At 62.8% G+C, this 16,307-nt stretch carries 13 protein-coding genes; 10 read left to right on the top strand and 3 right to left on the bottom strand.

What is annotated here, in order from left to right; all coding sequences use genetic code 11:
• Positions 1-24 precede the first annotated feature (24 nt).
• Complete coding sequence (locus CKO15_RS06850) at positions 25-2,178, bottom strand: carboxy terminal-processing peptidase (protein WP_200193873.1); 2,154 nt, start codon at positions 2,176-2,178, stop codon at positions 25-27.
• Positions 2,179-2,389: 211 nt separating this feature from the next.
• Between CKO15_RS06850 and CKO15_RS06855 the strand changes: the two genes are divergently transcribed.
• On the top strand, positions 2,390-3,271 hold the full coding sequence (locus CKO15_RS06855) for an alpha/beta hydrolase (RefSeq protein WP_200193875.1): 882 nt from the start codon (positions 2,390-2,392) through the stop codon (positions 3,269-3,271).
• Between the two features lie 112 nt (positions 3,272-3,383).
• On the top strand, positions 3,384-3,692 hold the full coding sequence (locus tag CKO15_RS06860) for a c-type cytochrome (protein WP_200193876.1): 309 nt from the start codon (positions 3,384-3,386) through the stop codon (positions 3,690-3,692).
• A gap of 177 nt (positions 3,693-3,869) precedes the next feature.
• On the opposite strand, the gene CKO15_RS06865 is transcribed toward CKO15_RS06860, so the two are convergent.
• Positions 3,870-5,036 carry a ChaN family lipoprotein gene (locus CKO15_RS06865; RefSeq protein ID WP_200193878.1) on the bottom strand — a complete coding sequence of 389 codons (1,167 nt, stop codon included), beginning with the start codon at positions 5,034-5,036 and terminating at the stop codon, positions 3,870-3,872.
• 329 nt (positions 5,037-5,365) lie between these two features.
• Here CKO15_RS06865 and lipA point away from each other — a divergent pair, with 329 nt between their 5' ends.
• A complete protein-coding gene (lipA, locus tag CKO15_RS06870; protein ID WP_200193881.1) occupies positions 5,366-6,367 on the top strand; it encodes a lipoyl synthase in 1,002 nt (333 codons plus the stop codon).
• A gap of 32 nt (positions 6,368-6,399) precedes the next feature.
• Entirely contained in the window at positions 6,400-7,518 is a 1,119-nt protein-coding gene (locus CKO15_RS06875; RefSeq protein ID WP_242464625.1) for a L,D-transpeptidase family protein, read from the top strand.
• Between the two features lie 252 nt (positions 7,519-7,770).
• Here CKO15_RS06875 and CKO15_RS06880 read toward each other — a convergent pair whose 3' ends face one another.
• Complete coding sequence (locus tag CKO15_RS06880) at positions 7,771-8,073, bottom strand: Lpp/OprI family alanine-zipper lipoprotein (protein ID WP_200193885.1); 303 nt, start codon at positions 8,071-8,073, stop codon at positions 7,771-7,773.
• Between the two features lie 284 nt (positions 8,074-8,357).
• On the opposite strand from CKO15_RS06880, the gene CKO15_RS06885 reads away from it, so the two are divergent.
• The 6 genes from CKO15_RS06885 (at position 8,358) to metF (ending at position 16,150) form a co-directional block, all read left to right on the top strand.
• On the top strand, positions 8,358-10,250 hold the full coding sequence (locus tag CKO15_RS06885) for a helix-hairpin-helix domain-containing protein (RefSeq protein WP_200193886.1): 1,893 nt from the start codon (positions 8,358-8,360) through the stop codon (positions 10,248-10,250).
• Between the two features lie 421 nt (positions 10,251-10,671).
• Complete coding sequence (locus CKO15_RS06890) at positions 10,672-11,481, top strand: glycine/sarcosine N-methyltransferase (RefSeq protein ID WP_200193888.1); 810 nt, start codon at positions 10,672-10,674, stop codon at positions 11,479-11,481.
• Between the two features lie 3 nt (positions 11,482-11,484).
• Positions 11,485-12,324 (top strand): sarcosine/dimethylglycine N-methyltransferase, encoded by an 840-nt coding sequence (locus tag CKO15_RS06895; RefSeq protein WP_200193890.1) that lies wholly within the window; start codon positions 11,485-11,487, stop codon positions 12,322-12,324.
• Between the two features lie 95 nt (positions 12,325-12,419).
• Positions 12,420-13,586: a methionine adenosyltransferase gene (gene metK / locus CKO15_RS06900; RefSeq protein WP_200193892.1), complete on the top strand. Its 1,167-nt coding sequence runs from the start codon at positions 12,420-12,422 to the stop codon at positions 13,584-13,586.
• A gap of 125 nt (positions 13,587-13,711) precedes the next feature.
• Positions 13,712-15,004 carry an adenosylhomocysteinase gene (ahcY, locus tag CKO15_RS06905; RefSeq protein WP_200193894.1) on the top strand — a complete coding sequence of 431 codons (1,293 nt, stop codon included), beginning with the start codon at positions 13,712-13,714 and terminating at the stop codon, positions 15,002-15,004.
• A gap of 237 nt (positions 15,005-15,241) precedes the next feature.
• Positions 15,242-16,150, top strand: a complete 909-nt coding sequence (gene metF, locus CKO15_RS06910) for a methylenetetrahydrofolate reductase [NAD(P)H] (protein ID WP_200193896.1) — start codon at positions 15,242-15,244, stop codon at positions 16,148-16,150.
• The last annotated feature ends 157 nt before the right edge of the window (positions 16,151-16,307 follow it).

A 16,307-nucleotide genomic window follows, 5' to 3' on the forward strand; every position in this document is an offset into this window, starting at 1 on the left:
CCCCTCCTAGATAGGAGCGAGGCTTTACCGAGCCTCGCTCAATGCCCCCAGGGCCACCTCCTCCTCAGCCTCAAGCAGCAGCGTAAGATCGCGCACGACCGCCGCCCCGGCCTTAAGCAGCGTATCGGGCAGCTCATCAGGGTCGACCTCCTGATAGCTCTCGACCGGCTCAAGGCCGTATGCCTGCCGATGTGCGTTATGCAGTTCGAGCAGCCGCTGTTCGCGCCGATCCCGCTCTGCCTGGCGCACGTCACGATCGAGGGCGATGTGCGTCTCGCGGCGCAGTTCGCGCTGATACTCCATCTCCTCCTGGAGTGCCCGGAAGGCCGCGTGCTCGCCGATTCGATCCTCGTGGAGTTGACGCAACTCACCGATCAGCGAGCCGAGATCGAAGTGCTGCTCGACTTGGAGCGGGGCGATGCGGTTCGCCGGCAGCGGGTTTTCGGCCGCCCGCTCACCGTAGGTCTCGTGATCGAAGAGCGATGGCAGTTCGATGTCGGGCGTAATGCCGTCGAGCTGCGTGCCTTCACCGCTGACCCGATAGAACTGAGCGATCGTCAACTTAAGGCGACCGGCGCCGCCCCCTTCGGCGGTGATCCCGTGGGCGCCGAGATCGATCATATGCTGAACGGTTCCCTTGCCAAAGGTTTGATCGCCGAGGACCACGCCGCGGCCATAGTCCTGGATCGCCCCGGCTAGGATCTCGGAGGCTGAGGCACTGCGCCGATTGACCATGACGGCCAGCGGTCCGCTGTAGTGCGGCTCTTGCTGCGGTTGGCCGAGGCGGTCGATGTTGCCGTCGTGGTGGCGTACCTGGACCGCGACACCGCCGCCGGTGAAGAGTGAGGTAACGCCGATCGCCTCCTGCAGCGCACCACCGGAGTTGCCGCGTAGATCGATTACCAGCCCGTCGATCTCCTCCTCGTTGAGTTCATCGAGCAGGGCCTGGACGTCGCGCGTGGTGCTGCGAAAATCGCCCGCGCCCGCTTGTGCACCCCCGAAGTCGCGATAGAAGCGTGGGATCTCGATGACGCCAATGCGTTTGATGCCGTCTTCGTAGGGTTTTTCGATGATCTGCTTGCGCGCCGCCTGATCTTCGAGGGCGACCTTGTTGCGCACCAGGGTGATCTCGCGTGGTGAGCTGTCGCTTGCGCCCGAAGGTGGCAAGACCTTCAGGCGTACCGTCGACTCTTTAGGGCCGCGAATCAGTTGCACGACGTCGTGCAGCATCCAGCCGACGATGTCCTTCATCTCGCCCTCTTCGCCGTCGGCGACCCCGATGATCCGCTCGCCGGCCTGCAGCTTACCGGAGCGTTCGGCGGGACCGCCGGGAATCAGCTCGACGATCTCGGTCATATCCTGTTCCATGGTCAGTTTCGCACCGATGCCCTCAAGCTCAAGCGACATCTCCATGTCGAACTCCTCGGAACGACGCGGCGAAAAGTAACCACTGTGTGGATCGAAGGCGGCGGCCCAAGCGTCCAGATAGCGTTCGGCAACCTCCTCACGCTCAGCATCCTGGGCGCGTTCGAGCAGGTTGCGATAACGGCGCTCAAGGTTATCGCGGATCTGTTCTGAGTCTCGGTCGGCGAGTTCCAGTGTCAGCATGTCGTGGGCGATGCGTTTTTCCCAGAGTCGATCGAGGGCGCTGCGATCCTCGGCCCAATCGGCTTTGCGCCGATCTTGCTCGAAACGCTCGTCGGCATCGATCTCGATGTCGTCCTCGTGAAGTCGCTCAAAGGCCCAGTCGATGCGCTCGGTGACGCGCGCCTGGTAGGTTGCGTAGAGCTCAAAGGCGGCCTCCAGGCGCGTGGTTGGATCTTTGTCGTCGGTCTGCCGCATGGCGCCGCGAAACCGTTCGACGTCTTCGGCTAGCAAAAAGAAGCGACCCGGATCGAGGCGTTTTAGATAGGCGTCGGCGGCGGCACGCACCAGGTTATCGTGGTCGCTGCGCTGACCGTAGTGATACGCCTCAAGCAGTTGGCCGATTACACGGGCCCTTTCGTAGTCTTGCTCGCCGGGTGTCAGCGGAGCAGCGCTGTCCTCGGCGCTGGCGACCGCTGCAAGGGAGTGATCGGCGCCGATTGGGGAGGAGGTCGGGAGGGTGCTCAGCGGAACGCCGATGAGTGCTGCCACCAGCAGCAGAGCAGGGATGAATCTCAAGGTGGTACGAGCCAAGGTCAGCCTCCAATCGCGCCAATTTGTTCGTTAGCTTAATCGCTGTCGCCGCTGCTAAGCTAGTCCGCCTGTTTCAGACCACGCGACGACACATGACGACAACACATGCGACAACAGTGGCGTGCATAAGATTCCGTTCGCTACAGGTCATCTTCAGTCTAGCAGCGCCGCAATCACCTTACGATCCGGCGTGTGTGCGGGAGCTTAGGGAATGCTAATGCAGAGTGAATGGCAAGTCTCCGGATCTGCCGTGGCCTTTGTGCGTGGCCCTTGCGGGTTGCGCCTGGAGCGCTGCTATGAACCGGCGCGGCAGCCGGCGATACCGCACCAAGCGCCGCTCCTATTTGTGCCCGGTGCCTTCAGCGCAGCGTGGTGCTGGCAAGAGCACTATTTGCCTTACTTCGCGGGCTTGGGCTACGAGAGCTACGCAATGAGCGTGCGCGGCCACGGTCGCAGCGACGGCCAAAGCGGGCTTGCGGGGGCGACGCTGGGGGATTACGTCGACGATCTGGCAGCGGTGATCGACTCACTGCCGCGGCCGCCGCTGCTGATCGGGCATTCGCTGGGCGGGCTGTTGGTCGATCGGGCGCTGCGGCGCGGCGTCGCCGCCGCGGGTGCGGTGCTGTTGGCGGCCGTACCGCCCATCGGTATGGGACCGGCGGTGCTGCAATCGCTGGTGACCCACCCGGCGATGCTCTGGCAGCTTGGGGTGTTGCAGGGGTTGGGGCCCTCCTGGGTCGATGTCGAGCAGGCGCAGCAGGCGCTCTTTGCTGAACTCCCGCCGCGTGAGCAAGTTGCCGCCTACATGGCGCGGATGCAGCCGGAAGCGCCTATGGTGTTAGCCGGACTCGGAGTGCCGTCGTGGCCGTGGTGCGGAACCTTTCAGGCTCCAGTGGCGGTTGTTGGGGCTAGCGAGGATGCCGTGGTGCCCTCCTGGATGGTCGAGGTCAATGCCTGGATTCACGGCGTAAAGCCACACTGGATCGAGTCTGCTGGGCACGCCATGATGCTTGAGCCGGGATGGATGCGTAGTGCTGAAATTGTTGCAAAATGTCTCGGTACCCTTGGAACGGAGCCGAACCCTCGACTATGATCACTCCCCGCGGTCAGAACTTGCGTTACCTAAAACCGCTCGCATAGAATGGAACTAAGGTAGGGGCGGAGTGGTCTACCCAGGGACACAATACATAAGAGGAGACACGATCATGAAAAAGATTGCCATTGTAGCCGCCGGCAGCATGCTCTTCGCGCTCAGCAGCGCGGCGGTCGCTAGCGACGGGGAGTCCATCTACAAGAGCGGCACGGGGCCGACCTGTGCCTCCTGCCACGACCGTGGGACCGCAGGTGCCCCAAGGATCAATGAGCCGGGCGACTGGGACGGCATTGATCTCGATGCTGATGCGCTGGTAGAGAGCACCATGTCAGGCGAGGGCGCGATGCCGGCCTACGAGGGCCGTGCCGACCGCGACGACATCTTGGCTGCGGTCAAGTACATGCTCTCGACCATCGAGTAAGAGGCAGCGGCGCGCCCCGCCCCTCCTGCCGCGTGAGTGAGCGCGGGTCGGGGGCTCCGTAGAAAGCAGAGGACCCGTTCGACGCCAGCCGCCGAACGGGTCCCGTCGTTTCGGGGGTTCAATGGCTGTTTCCAGGGGCTGGGAGCACCTCGGCGTAGCCGCTTCTTCGACCCAAGCCTAGGGGAATTTGACGACGATCTCGCGCTCTTCGCCGTCCCGCTCAATGTGCAGCGGGAGCCACGTTCCAGCTGGCTGCTCACGGACGGCTGCTTGTAGGTCGCGGGGATGTTCTAGCCGGCGCCCAGCGGCTTTTAATATGCGGTCCCCGGGCTCCACACCAGCGGCTTCCGCCGGGCTGTCGGCCATCACGTCGACGATGAGGATACCTGCCTCGTCGTCGGTATCGAGTGCAACGCCCATGCGGGGCGGCGGTGGGTCGTCACGCGGGGGCTCGGCGACGGTGAAGAGCAGGTCGGCGCGTCCTGGCGCTGGACACTCCTGGTCGGTTGCGTGAGGCAGTAAGACTGCGACCTCTTCGTGGCCGAGGTCGGCGAGTTGGAAGGGGATGCCGTGACCGTACTGGACGTGACCGCGGCCGACCAGGCCGACTACCGGGCCGCCGTGCTCGCGGTAAGCAGCGCTGAGTGCCTCAGCCATAGCGCGATCCCAGAACGCCTGAGCCTCGATAAAGTGCTCCAGGTCGATATCGCCGGGGTGATGGATAAGGACTTCGGCGAGTTGCTCTTGGTACTCCTCGTGGGGGTCGGCCGGTTGTCCTACGCCTTCGCGTTGCGCCTCATCGAGGGTTGCGTAGCCGCGTTCGCGCACCGCCCGAACGGTCTCGCGCTCGACGTTTAAGGCGATACTTGGGATCCGGTGCATCCGCACGAAGTGGAGCAGCGGCAAGTAGAGTTGAGGGTCGAATCCCCAAACCTCATCCCAGCGTGTCTCGCTGAGCATCTCTTCTTCGGTGCGTATCTCACCCGACACCCAGCGGTCGAGGGCGTCCTGACTGCCGCGTGGCAGCATCTCGAAGCCGACCGCGGCGATGCTGCTGCGCCCGAGCAGTGCGGCTAAGAGGTGCAGCTGCCAGCGATGGTGTTCGCTGCTATCGTGGCGTTCGCCGAGCAAAATGAAGTGTGCATCCTCGATGTGCGCCAGCGCTTCGGCGGTGCTTAGGGTCGCCTCGCGCTGCGGATCGTACCACTGCCCTGGTGTGTCGCAGAGGCCGGCGGTGGCGAGTGCTGAGCTGTCCGCGACCAGAGCGGTGAGAAGGAGGGCAGCGAGCAGGCCGCGCCAGCGGGCACGTTGTGCTGTGAGTCGTTGCGGTAGGCTCAGTCGCATGGGCGTATCCTTAGTGGCTCGGTGGCTCGGTGGCTCGGTGGCTCGGTGGCTCGGTGGCTCGGTGGCTCGGTGGCTCGTGTTGTATGTGGATGGTATGCAGCAAATCTCCAGGGGGGCAGCGGCGGAGGCCAGGGTGCTATGCAGCGTTAATCTCCGTTAAGCGTTAATGGGTCCGGCCTGCCCGGTGTATCATCCCAGGTAAAAATCAGGTTGCCTCGGGTGAGGCCCAGAGGCATCTTAGGCGGTCTCCCGAGTGAGCCCTAAGCGCATCCTAATCGTCTCGGCGCGTGGCGAAAAGGGCGAACACCCTCTGCATAAGGTTTGGTTCTATGTCAAAGATCAAGGGGATCCCGGTTGTCAGCGGTGTGAAGGTCGAGCGCGACGGAGTGTGGGTCATCAAGGATGGGGTCAAGCAGAGGCCGCAGTGCCAGGAGGAGAGCGCGGCGCCTCGGCTGCGCAAGCCTGAGTGGCTTAAGGCGCGGGTTCCGGGCGGGGAGGGCTATCGTCGGGTGCGTGCCATCGTCGGTGAGCATCGGCTGCATACCGTCTGTCAGGAGTCGTACTGTCCGAATATGGGCGAGTGCTGGAGTCGGGGGACGGCGACATTCATGGTGCTGGGCTCGGTCTGTACGCGTGCCTGCCGCTTCTGCTCGGTCGATACTGGCAATCCACAACAGCGCCTCGACGCCGATGAGCCGCAGCGGGTGGCCGAGTCGGTTCGTCTGATGGGGCTGCGTTATGTGGTGATCACCTCGGTCAATCGCGATGACTTGCCCGACGGTGGTGCCGCTCACTACGCTGCCTGTGTACGCGCAATCCAGGCGCTCGACCTTGAGGTGACAGTCGAGGCCTTAACCCCCGATTTCGCCGGTGACGTCGCTGCAATTGCAACCGTTGCCGACTCTGGGCTGGAAGTCTTTGCGCACAACATCGAGACGGTGCGGCGGTTGACACCGCAAGTACGCGATCCACGCGCCTCCTACGAACAGAGCCTGGAGGTGCTGGCGGTGGCTAAACGCGCCTCGGCGCAAATACTCACCAAATCGAGCCTGATGCTTGGGCTTGGTGAGCGGGATGACGAGATCCTGGAGGCGTTGCACGATCTACGGCGCTGCGGGGTCGACGTCGTTACGCTGGGTCAATATCTTCAGCCGACGCGTAACCATTTGCCGGTGGTACGTTATGTCTCCCCGTCGGAGTGGGCGCGGTGGCGCCAACGCGGCCTGGAGCTAGGTTTTCGAGAGGTCATTTCGGGAGCGCTGGTGCGCTCAAGCTATCGGGCCGAGCAAGCCTTGGCGGGGAATAACGTCGGCTTGGAAAGCGAGGTGTGATGAGGGCGGTTAGGGTGGTTGGGGGGTGTGCATTGAGTCTGCTGGTAAGCACGGCCACAGCGGTTCTGCTCCTCCAGAGCGGGGTCGCTGGGGCCGCCGAGAGGGCGCCAGGGGTCGGGGAGGTGCGTGCAGGCGAGACCGCCGACTCACCACGAGCGGGGGAGGAGGCCGAGACGGACACCTTCGTCCCGCCGCAGGAGCCGCTGGAGACGGAGGCGATCGATGAGGCGGAGGCGGGGCCGACGGCCTCTGAGCTCAATCCCGAGGAGTGGCCGCGCCAACGCCATCGTTTTGCCTTGGAATCCGGGATCGATGTGGTTGGTGAGGAGCAGACGACGACGGCGCAGGAGGAGGATACCCTGCTCGATATTGCAATGCGCTACGCAGTCGGCTACGAAGAGATTCGCCGCGCCAATCCAGAGGTCGATACCTGGATGCCGGGGGACGGCACCGAGGTGCGCATTCCGAGCCGCTATATCCTTCCCGATGCTCCGCGCGAGGGCATCGTTGTCAACCTCGCCGAGATGCGCCTGTACTACTTCCCTGCCGGGGAGGCAGTCGTTGAGACTTTCCCGGTAAGCATCGGACGGCTCGACTGGTCGACGCCCCTCGGTGAGACGCGGGTCACGGAGATGCTCGAGGATCCAGCCTGGTATCCGCCGCGCTCTATCCGCGAGCAGGCCGCTGAGCGTGGCGAAGAGATGCCGGTAAAGATCCCCCCCGGGCCGGATAACCCGCTCGGGCGCCACGCCATTCTGCTCGATATTCGCGGCTATCTACTGCACGGTACGAATCGCCCCTGGGGTATTGGGATGCGTGCCACCCATGGCTGTATCCGGCTGCACCCGCGCGATATCGAGTACTTGTTCGGTGAGATCACACGTGGGATGCCGGTGAAGATTGTCAATCAGCCGGTCAAAGCCGGGTGGTCTGCGGAAGGTTTTCTTTATGTGCAGGCATTTCCGCTCTTTGAGGAGGAGGAGAAGAGTGAGCGTGATGTGCTGAGCATGGCCGTCAATCGTATCGCGCAGGTGCTCGGCGGGTATAGCCATCGTGTCGATGGGCGCGAGCTACGCACTGCCGTCGAGCGGCGTGACGGTGAGGTCGTGCGCATCAGCCGTGCGGATGCCGAGGCGCGAGAGCGGCGCTAGTAACGCGAGTCACCGGCTCGTCGGCTTGTCAAGTTTGTCGGCGAGCGGCCCCAACACCAACAGCTGAGCGTGATCGTTATTGCGGGAGGCGTGTTCGTGGTGCGCCATGCGGTGATTCGCGAAGCGATCCGGGGGCAGATAGAAGCGGGGGCAGATGGAAGGAGAAGCCTCGAGCCAGCCTGGCGCCCGAGGCCCCCCCGCAGTGACACCACGCACGCGGCGGATGCCACTGATCATGCAGCGAAGGACCGCTTATTTTTGCATCGTGCGCTCGAACATGCGGTCGATCTTGCGCTCATTCTCCTGGGCCATGCGCTTAGCATCGGCTGCGTCGCGGCTGGCACGCTCAGCAGCACGCTCGGCGCCTTCGGCGGCCTCCAGTGCCCGCTCGGAAGTGGCGCGGTTCTCTTCCAGCTCGGAGAGGATGCGGTCGAGACGGTCCTCGGTATACTCCTCGACCTCTTCGACGTCGTCGGTCGAGGCGCAGCCAGCGGCGAGGCCAAGGCCGGCGGCGAGCAGGGCGAATTTGGCGATTGAAGAGATTTTCTTGGTCATTACACGGCTCCTTGCGTATTTTTCTGTTGCGGTTGGTTGGTAACTGCTGCACCCGCATCGTAGCCGATGATGATGAGTCTGCCAACCACTGTAAAACCCTTGCTGCACGCCCTGTGTTGAGGGCGCTATAGCTCGTGCTTGGCGATAGAATTGCGAGACCAGTATCGCTGATACCGCTGATACCTGGGCCGGCAAGGCCGGCAAGCGCAGCCGATTATTGAGGGAGCGTGGGCACTGCCGCTGCGGCGCGAAGGACCTAGAGCATAGCGGTTGAACCGACTACTATGAATGCCATGGACGATCACTCGACCACCGTGGTGCCCTTTTGTGGTGGGGCCTTGGAGCGTGCTGCTGCGGAGCGCTTGTACGACTACGCCCAGAACGAGACGGCGCGGCGGGCTTTGGGCGGACAGCGTGAACGCTATCGGCAGCGTCTCGGCGAGGAGTTTGCCGCCTTGGCCAGGTGGCGGCTCGAACCCGGGGTGCTCTTGGAGCTGGCCTGGGTGGTGCGCGATCTGCGCAATCGTGGGGTCGTCTTTGGGCTCGGGTACGGGGCGCAGTGTGGCTCGTTGCTGCTCCACTTGCTCGGGCTGCACGGTGTCGATCCGCTGGAGCACGATCTCCCGTTTGTGGGGTTTGGCCAGGAGTTGCGCGCTCGGCGGCTCCATCTGCGGGTGTCGAGCCGGGCTGAGCAGGCCGAGCTGGCCGCGGGACTGCGCCGTTTCGGGCGCATTCCAGCGAGCGGTGAGATCGACCAGCGGGCGCTCTATATCGTCGTTGGCCGCGAGCCGGCTGCGGCGGCTTCAGCAGAGATGGTGCGCCTACGCGCGCAGCTCGATGATCGGGGCGGACGCGCAACGGAGATCGATCCGTGTGCCTATGTTGGGGGGGAGGCCGACCAGACGACGCTGAGGGCGCTCGCCGCCGGGGCGACCGAGGGTCTCTTCCTGGTCGATGAGCCGCAGCTGCGCGAGGCTCTGAAAGCAGCTCAACCGGAGACGCTCGCGGCGGTGGCGCAGCTCATCGCCGTTTGTCGTGACGGCGCCCCGCGCGGTTTGGCGACACACTACCTGGAGCGCCGTCAGCAGCGATCGCGAGCGGCAACGGAGGCGCCCCATCCACTCTTGACCGAGATCTTGGAGTCGACGCACGGTCTGTGGCTCTTTACCGAGCAGGTTGTCGCCGCCGTGGCCCGACTGACCGAGGGCACATGGGGCGACGCCGTGCTCGCTTGCGATGGGCTGCGCGAGGAGCGCTATAGCAGAGAAGAGGGAGAGTGGTCGCAGGCGGTGGCAGCAGCGATTGCGCGTGTCCAAGCGCTGCCTTCCTCGCGCGGGCTCTACCTAGTGCGGCTGTTGCGTCAGGCGCTTGCTCAGACCGTCGAGCGCGGGGCGATCCTACCCGAGGTGCTTGAGGCGTATCGTCAGGCCTACTTCAAGACACGCTATCCGGCGATCTTTTACGCCGCGCGCAGTAATCTTCTGCTCACGCAGCTGGCACCACAAGGCGGGGTGCGGTATGGCGACGAGCGGCCGCAGGCGCGCGCATGCGCGCAACGACAGGCGCTGATTGGGCTATGCCGACGCTTGCGGCAACAGGGGGTGACCCTATTGCCCCCAGATGTCAATCGCAGCGAGTGGGGGTTTAGTGTGATCGACCGCCGGACCGTGCTCTTTGGCTTAGGAGCGATTGCTGCGATCGACCGCACACTGGCCCGGCGCATCGTCCGGGCGCGGCGCAATGGCGGCGGATACCGAAGCCTGATGGATTTGATTGCACGTGCTTATGGTGGTGAAGTCGATCGTCGCTGGATTGAGCCGCTGATCTTTGCCGGAGCCCTCGATGGAGTTGCGCGGTCCCGTTCCGCCCTATTGGCCGAACTTGAACAGATCGCGGCGGTTAGGCCGCGGAGCGGTTGGCGCGCTACTAGTGGCTCTGCACACGCTGCTAGCGGCCCCCCAAAGGTGCGCCTGGACGTGGGTCCGTTCGCGCTGGATCCGCACTGGGATGCGGCCGCCGATGTCGCCCGTTTGCCGGGGGGTGAGGCACCGGATGCGGTGGCGCGGCCGGGGTGGATCTTTCAGCGCGAATTAGACGTGCTCGGGTGCGTGCCCTCCTGCGACTACTTCCCCGACGCTGCCGCCGAAGGCCCTGTGCGGCTGCGTGCTGTCACCTGAGCGCAACGTGCAAGACTTGAAATCCGCGCCTAACTCACGCAGAGTATAGCAACGCTTGCGGTCGCAAAGTGGCCCAGGCGGGCATGCGGAGACGCGAGCACGCGACGCAAGCATGTAAAGAAGGCGCCGAGACCCGGATCGCATGGGACGATTCGTTGGCTGGCTCGGCGCCATCAAAACGGGCACGGCCCTGATCCGGTGACACGCCCCCGAGTTGTGGCGGGCGCATGCCAAAGACAGATCGAACAAGAGCCAGACCGAACAAGGGCAAGAACGGTAGAGTCGTTATCTACAATAATTCTAATCGAGTGAGGCCGGCGTTGAGTCAGCAGAGGTGATGCGATCCACCGGGCGTGGGTTCGCTCGCTGGCCTGTGCGCGCTCATACGATCCTTCGTCTGAAGGCTACGCTGAGGTGATCTATGAACGATAAGACGACAGAACAGGACTTCGGTGCCGATCCAACCAAGGTTCGAGATACCGACCATTACACGGAGGAGTATGTCGACGGCTTTGTCGATAAGTGGGACGACCTGATCGATTGGGACAGTCGCGCGAAGAGCGAAGGCGATTTCTTCATCCAGGAGTTGAAAAAGCGTGGCGCTAAGCGCGTGCTCGACGTGGCGACGGGCACCGGTTTTCACTCTTGCCGCCTGATTGAGGCCGGCTTCGACGTCGTCAGTGCCGACGGCAGCGCAGAGATGTTGGCTAAGGCCTTCGAAAATGGCCGCAAACGCGGGCACATTCTGCGTACTGTGCAGGTCGATTGGCGCTGGCTCAACCGCGATATCCACGGCCGCTACGATGCGATCATTTGCCTCGGCAACTCCTTTACCCACCTGTTTAAAGAGCGTGACCGGCGCAAGGCCCTGGCTGAGTTCTACTCTGCGCTGAACGCCGAAGGCGTGCTGATTTTGGATCAGCGCAACTACGACAGCATTCTCGATTACGGCTACGATTCGAGTCACACCTTCTACTACTGCGGTGACGATGTTTCGGTCTATCCGGACCACGTTGACGACGGTCTGGCGCGCTTTAAGTATGCCTTCTCTGACGGTTCGACCTATTTCTTGAATATGTATCCGCTGCGCAAAGAGTATACGCGGCGTTTGATGCATGAGGTGGGCTTCCAGCAAATCAATACCTACGGCGATTTTAAGGAGACGTACCGCGATGCGGATCCTGATTTCTTCATCCATGTCGCCGAGAAAAAGTATTGGGAGGAGGAGTGAGTCATGGCGACACGCTATGATGATCAAGCGATCGAGACGGCCCGGCAGTACTACAACAGCGAGGATGCCGATAACTTCTACGCCATCATTTGGGGCGGCGAAGATATCCACATCGGCCTCTACGACCATCCTGATGAGCCGATCGCCGATGCCAGCCGACGGACGGTCGAGCGGATGGCCTCCGGGGCGAAGCAGCTCGGCCCGCAGAGCTACGTACTCGACCTCGGCGCCGGTTACGGTGGGGTTGCGCGCTACTTGGCCCATCAGTACGGCTGCCGAGTCGTTGCGTTGAATCTCTCGGAGCGCGAAAACGAGCGCAATCGACAGATGAACCGGGAGCAGGGCGTCGATCACCTGATCGAAGTCGTCGATGCCGCCTTTGAGGATGTGCCCTACGACGATGGCGTCTTCGATGTCGTCTGGTCGCAAGATTCGTTTCTGCACAGCCCCGATCGTGGGCGTGTCTTGCGCGAGGCGAGCCGGGTGTTGCGTTCGGGCGGGGAGTTTATCTTCACCGACCCGATGCAGGCCGATGATTGCCCGGAGGGGGTGTTGCAGCCGATCCTCGATCGCATCCACCTCGAGACGATGGGGACGCCGAGTTTCTACCGCGAAACACTCAAACAGCTCGGGTTCACTGAGGGGTCATTCGAGGACCATACGCCGCAGCTGCCGCTTCACTATGGGCGGGTGCACCGTGAACTCTCGGCCCGTGAAGATGAGCTTCGCGGCCAGGTCTCCGAGGCGTATGTTGAGCGCATGAAGCGCGGCCTGGAGCACTGGGTCGACGGGGGGAACAACGGTTATCTGACCTGGGGCATCTTCCATTTCCATAAGAGCTAATAAGCCGGAAGGGCCGATTTGATGGGCGCGCGATCGGCGGCGCACTTGCGGTTGCGTTGCCCTGCGCGCTGTAGTCCAGAGCAAAAGGAGAGACCATGAGCAAGCGTTATCTGTTTACTTCCGAGTCGGTGTCCGAGGGCCATCCGGACAAGATGGCCGATCAGATCTCTGATGCCATCCTCGATGAGTTCCTGCGCCAAGATCCGAAGTCGCGCGTGGCCGCCGAGACGATGACGCAGACCGGGATGGTCATCGTCGCCGGTGAGATCAAATCGACCGCCAAGGTCGACGTCGAACCGCTGGTTCGGCAGGTGGTGCGTGATATCGGCTACACCAGCTCGGCGATGGGCTTCGATGCCGATACCTGTGCGGTGCTGAACGCCCTCGGTGAGCAGTCGCCCGACATCAACCAAGGGGTTGATCGCGAGGACGAAAAGGACCAGGGCGCCGGCGACCAGGGTCTGATGTTCGGCTACGCCACCAACGAGACCAGCGTGCTGATGCCGGCGGCGATCCATTACTCGCACCTGCTCGTGAAGCGCCAAGCCGAGGTGCGCAAGTCGGGCAAGCTGCCGTGGCTGCGCCCCGATGCCAAGAGTCAGGTCACCTTCATCTACGAGGGTGAAAAGGTGGTCGGTGCCGACGCCGTGGTGCTCTCGACGCAGCACGACGAAGAGGTCGATCAAAAGACCGTGCACGAAGGGGTGATGGAGGAGATCATCAAGCCGGTGCTCGGTGATACCGGTTGGCTGAGCGCCGATACCAAGTACCACATCAACCCGACCGGCCGCTTTGTGACCGGTGGCCCGCTCGGCGACTGCGGCCTGACTGGGCGTAAGATCATCGTCGACACCTACGGCGGCATGGGGCGTCACGGCGGCGGCGCCTTCTCCGGCAAAGACCCCTCGAAGGTCGACCGCTCTGCTGCTTACGCTGGGCGCTACGTGGCAAAGAATATCGTGGCCGCCGGGCTGGCCGACCGCTGCGAGGTGCAGCTCTCCTACGCCATCGGTGTCGCCGAGCCGACCTCGGTCAACGTCGAGACCTTCGGCACCGGTAAGGTCGAAGATGAGCTGATCACCAAGCTCGTCCGCGAACACTTCGATCTGCGTCCCTACGGCATCTTGACTATGCTCGAGCTCGAGCGCCCGATCTACCGCCCGACCTCGGCCTACGGTCACTTCGGGCGTGAAGACATCGATGTGCCGTGGGAGCGCACGGATCGTGCCGCCGCGCTAAAGTCAGCCGCCGGCGTCAAGTAACCCGAAGGTAAGTGTTCACCCCCACTGCGGTCTAGCCGTCCACCCGATTTACAATGGATTGGTGTGGTGCTGGCGGTGGGGGTCTGAATGGTTACACCCGAAGAATACAGGAGTCTGCGAAAAGCATGAGTCAACAAGATTATAAAGTTGCCGATATCGCCCTGGCCGATTGGGGCCGTAAAGAGATCCAGATCGCCGAGAGCGAGATGCCTGGCCTGATGCAGACGCGCGCCGAGTTCGGCGCCCAAAAGCCGCTCAAGGGCGCGCGCATCGCCGGCTGCTTGCACATGACGATCCAGACGGCGGTCCTGATCGAGACGCTGCAAGAGCTCGGCGCCGAGATCCGCTGGTCCTCCTGCAACATCTTCTCGACCCAGGATCAGGCCGCGGCGGCGATCGCTGCTGCCGGCACGCCGGTCTTTGCCTGGAAGGGGGAGACCGAGGAGGAGTACTGGTGGTGCATCGAGCAGACCATCCACGGCCCCGATGGCTGGAAGCCGAACCTGCTGCTCGACGACGGCGGCGATCTGACGGCGGTTGTTCACGAGAAGTACCCGGAACTGATGAAGGAGATCTACGGCGTCTCTGAGGAGACGACGACCGGCGTGCACCGTCTCTATGAGATGAGCCGGAAGGGCGCGCTGGGGATGCCGGCGTTCAACGTCAACGACTCGGTCACCAAGTCGAAGTTCGATAACCTCTACGGCTGCCGCGAGTCGCTGGTCGATAGCATCAAGCGAGCGACCGACGTCATGATCGCCGGCAAGGTCGCGGTGGTCTGCGGCTTTGGCGATGTCGGCAAGGGCTCGGCGCAGTCGCTGCGCGGCCTCGGTGCTCAGGTCTGGGTGACGGAGGTCGACCCGATCTGTGCCCTGCAGGCGGCGATGGAGGGCTATAAGGTGGTGACCATGGAGGATGCGGCCCCGGTTGCCGATATCTTCGTCACCGCCACCGGCAACTACAACGTGATCACCCACGACCACATGAAGGCGATGAAGGACGAGGCGATCGTCTGCAACATCGGTCACTTCGATAACGAGATCGATGTGGCGAGCCTGAAGCAGTACAAGTGGGACGAGATCAAGCCGCAGGTCGATCACATCGAGTTCCCCGATGGCAAGAAGATCATCTTGCTGGCCGAAGGCCGGCTGGTGAACCTCGGCTGCGGCACCGGCCACCCCTCCTTCGTCATGTCGAACTCCTTTACCAACCAGGTGCTCGCTCAGATGGAGCTCTACAACAACCCAGGCAAGTACGAAAAGGACGTCTACGTACTGCCCAAGCACTTGGATGAAAAGGTTGCGGCGCTGCACCTTGGGCGCGTCGGGGCGAAGCTGACGCAGTTGACGCAAGAGCAGGCCGACTACATCGGTGTAGCGGTCGATGGCCCCTACAAGCCGGAGTGGTATCGCTACTAAGCGGGCTACTCGCCGGTTCGTTCTGCGCCTCTCCGGGGGCGGTGTGGTATGCGGTCGATCGAGCAGCGCTCGGCTGCAGCCGCGCCCCCTCGGGAAGCGCTCTCACAGAACCGGTGCGCTCGCCTATAGATGGGGAGAGCGTGGCGTTGACCTTCTCTCCCCATCTATAGGCGGCCGTCCTCTTGCTACATCCCCCCCTGTGCAGTATCCCCTGCAGTCTCACTTCGGAGAGGAGCCATGGAGAGCCAAAAACAGCATCCGCGCGTCTTTAGTTTCGAGTTTTTTCCGCCCAAGACCGATCAAGGCGCCGAGAGTCTGCGCGCAACCCGGCAGCGGCTCGAGCGGCTTAACCCCGCCTACTTCTCGGTGACCTTCGGCGCGGGTGGCTCGACCCAGGATCGTACCTACGAGACGGTGATCGATATCCAGCAGCAGAGCTGTGCGGAGGCGGCACCCCACATCTCGTGTATCGATTCGACGCGTGAGCGCCTCGAGAAGATGATCCTCAGCTACCGCGATCAGGGCGTAAAGTATATTGTCGCCTTGCGCGGCGATCGCCCGTCGGGCTCGGGGTCGAGTGGCGAGGGTGATTTTCGCTACGCCAATGAATTGGTTGCGCTGATTCGCGAGTTGACCGGTGATCACTTTACGATTGAGGTCGGGGCCTATCCAGAGTTTCACCCCGAGGCACCGGACGCCTTCACCGACATTGAGAACTTTGTCCGTAAGGTCAATGCGGGGGCCGATTCGGCAATTACGCAGTTTTTCTACAACGCCGAGGCTTACTACCGCTTTGTCGATGAGTGCGAAAAGCGCGGCGTTACCATTCCGATCATCCCCGGCATCATGCCGTTGATGAACTATGAACAGCAGGCGCGCTTTGCTGAGGCGTGTAAGGCCGACATCCCGCGCTGGTTGGCGAAGCGGATGGAGGCGATGAAAGAGGATCCACAGGGGCGCTTGGAGTACGGGATCGATGTCATCAGCGAGCTCTGTCAGGAGCTGCTTGAGGCCGGTGCGCCCGGGATCCACTTCTACTCGCTGAACAAGGCGCCGATCGTCGAGCGGATCTGGCACAACCTCGGGCTCTCGCAAGAGACCGGCGGCGAGGTGCGTCGCCCCGAGGAGATCGAATTGTCTGTTTAGGTTTTTAACGCCTCGATCATTCCTTTTCCTGAGAGTGCCGGCGTCCCCGCCGGCACTCTTATCTCTTCTCCTAAGCTCCCAAGCCTGATCCTGCTTGGGTGGGATGGGACTGCCCGCTCGGTCGGGGTAAAAGTCCTAAAAGTCCCGGCCGTCAAAG

It is taken from the genome of Halorhodospira abdelmalekii (assembly GCF_016583625.1).
GTDB classification, from domain to species: Bacteria; Pseudomonadota; Gammaproteobacteria; order Nitrococcales; family Halorhodospiraceae; genus Halorhodospira; species Halorhodospira abdelmalekii.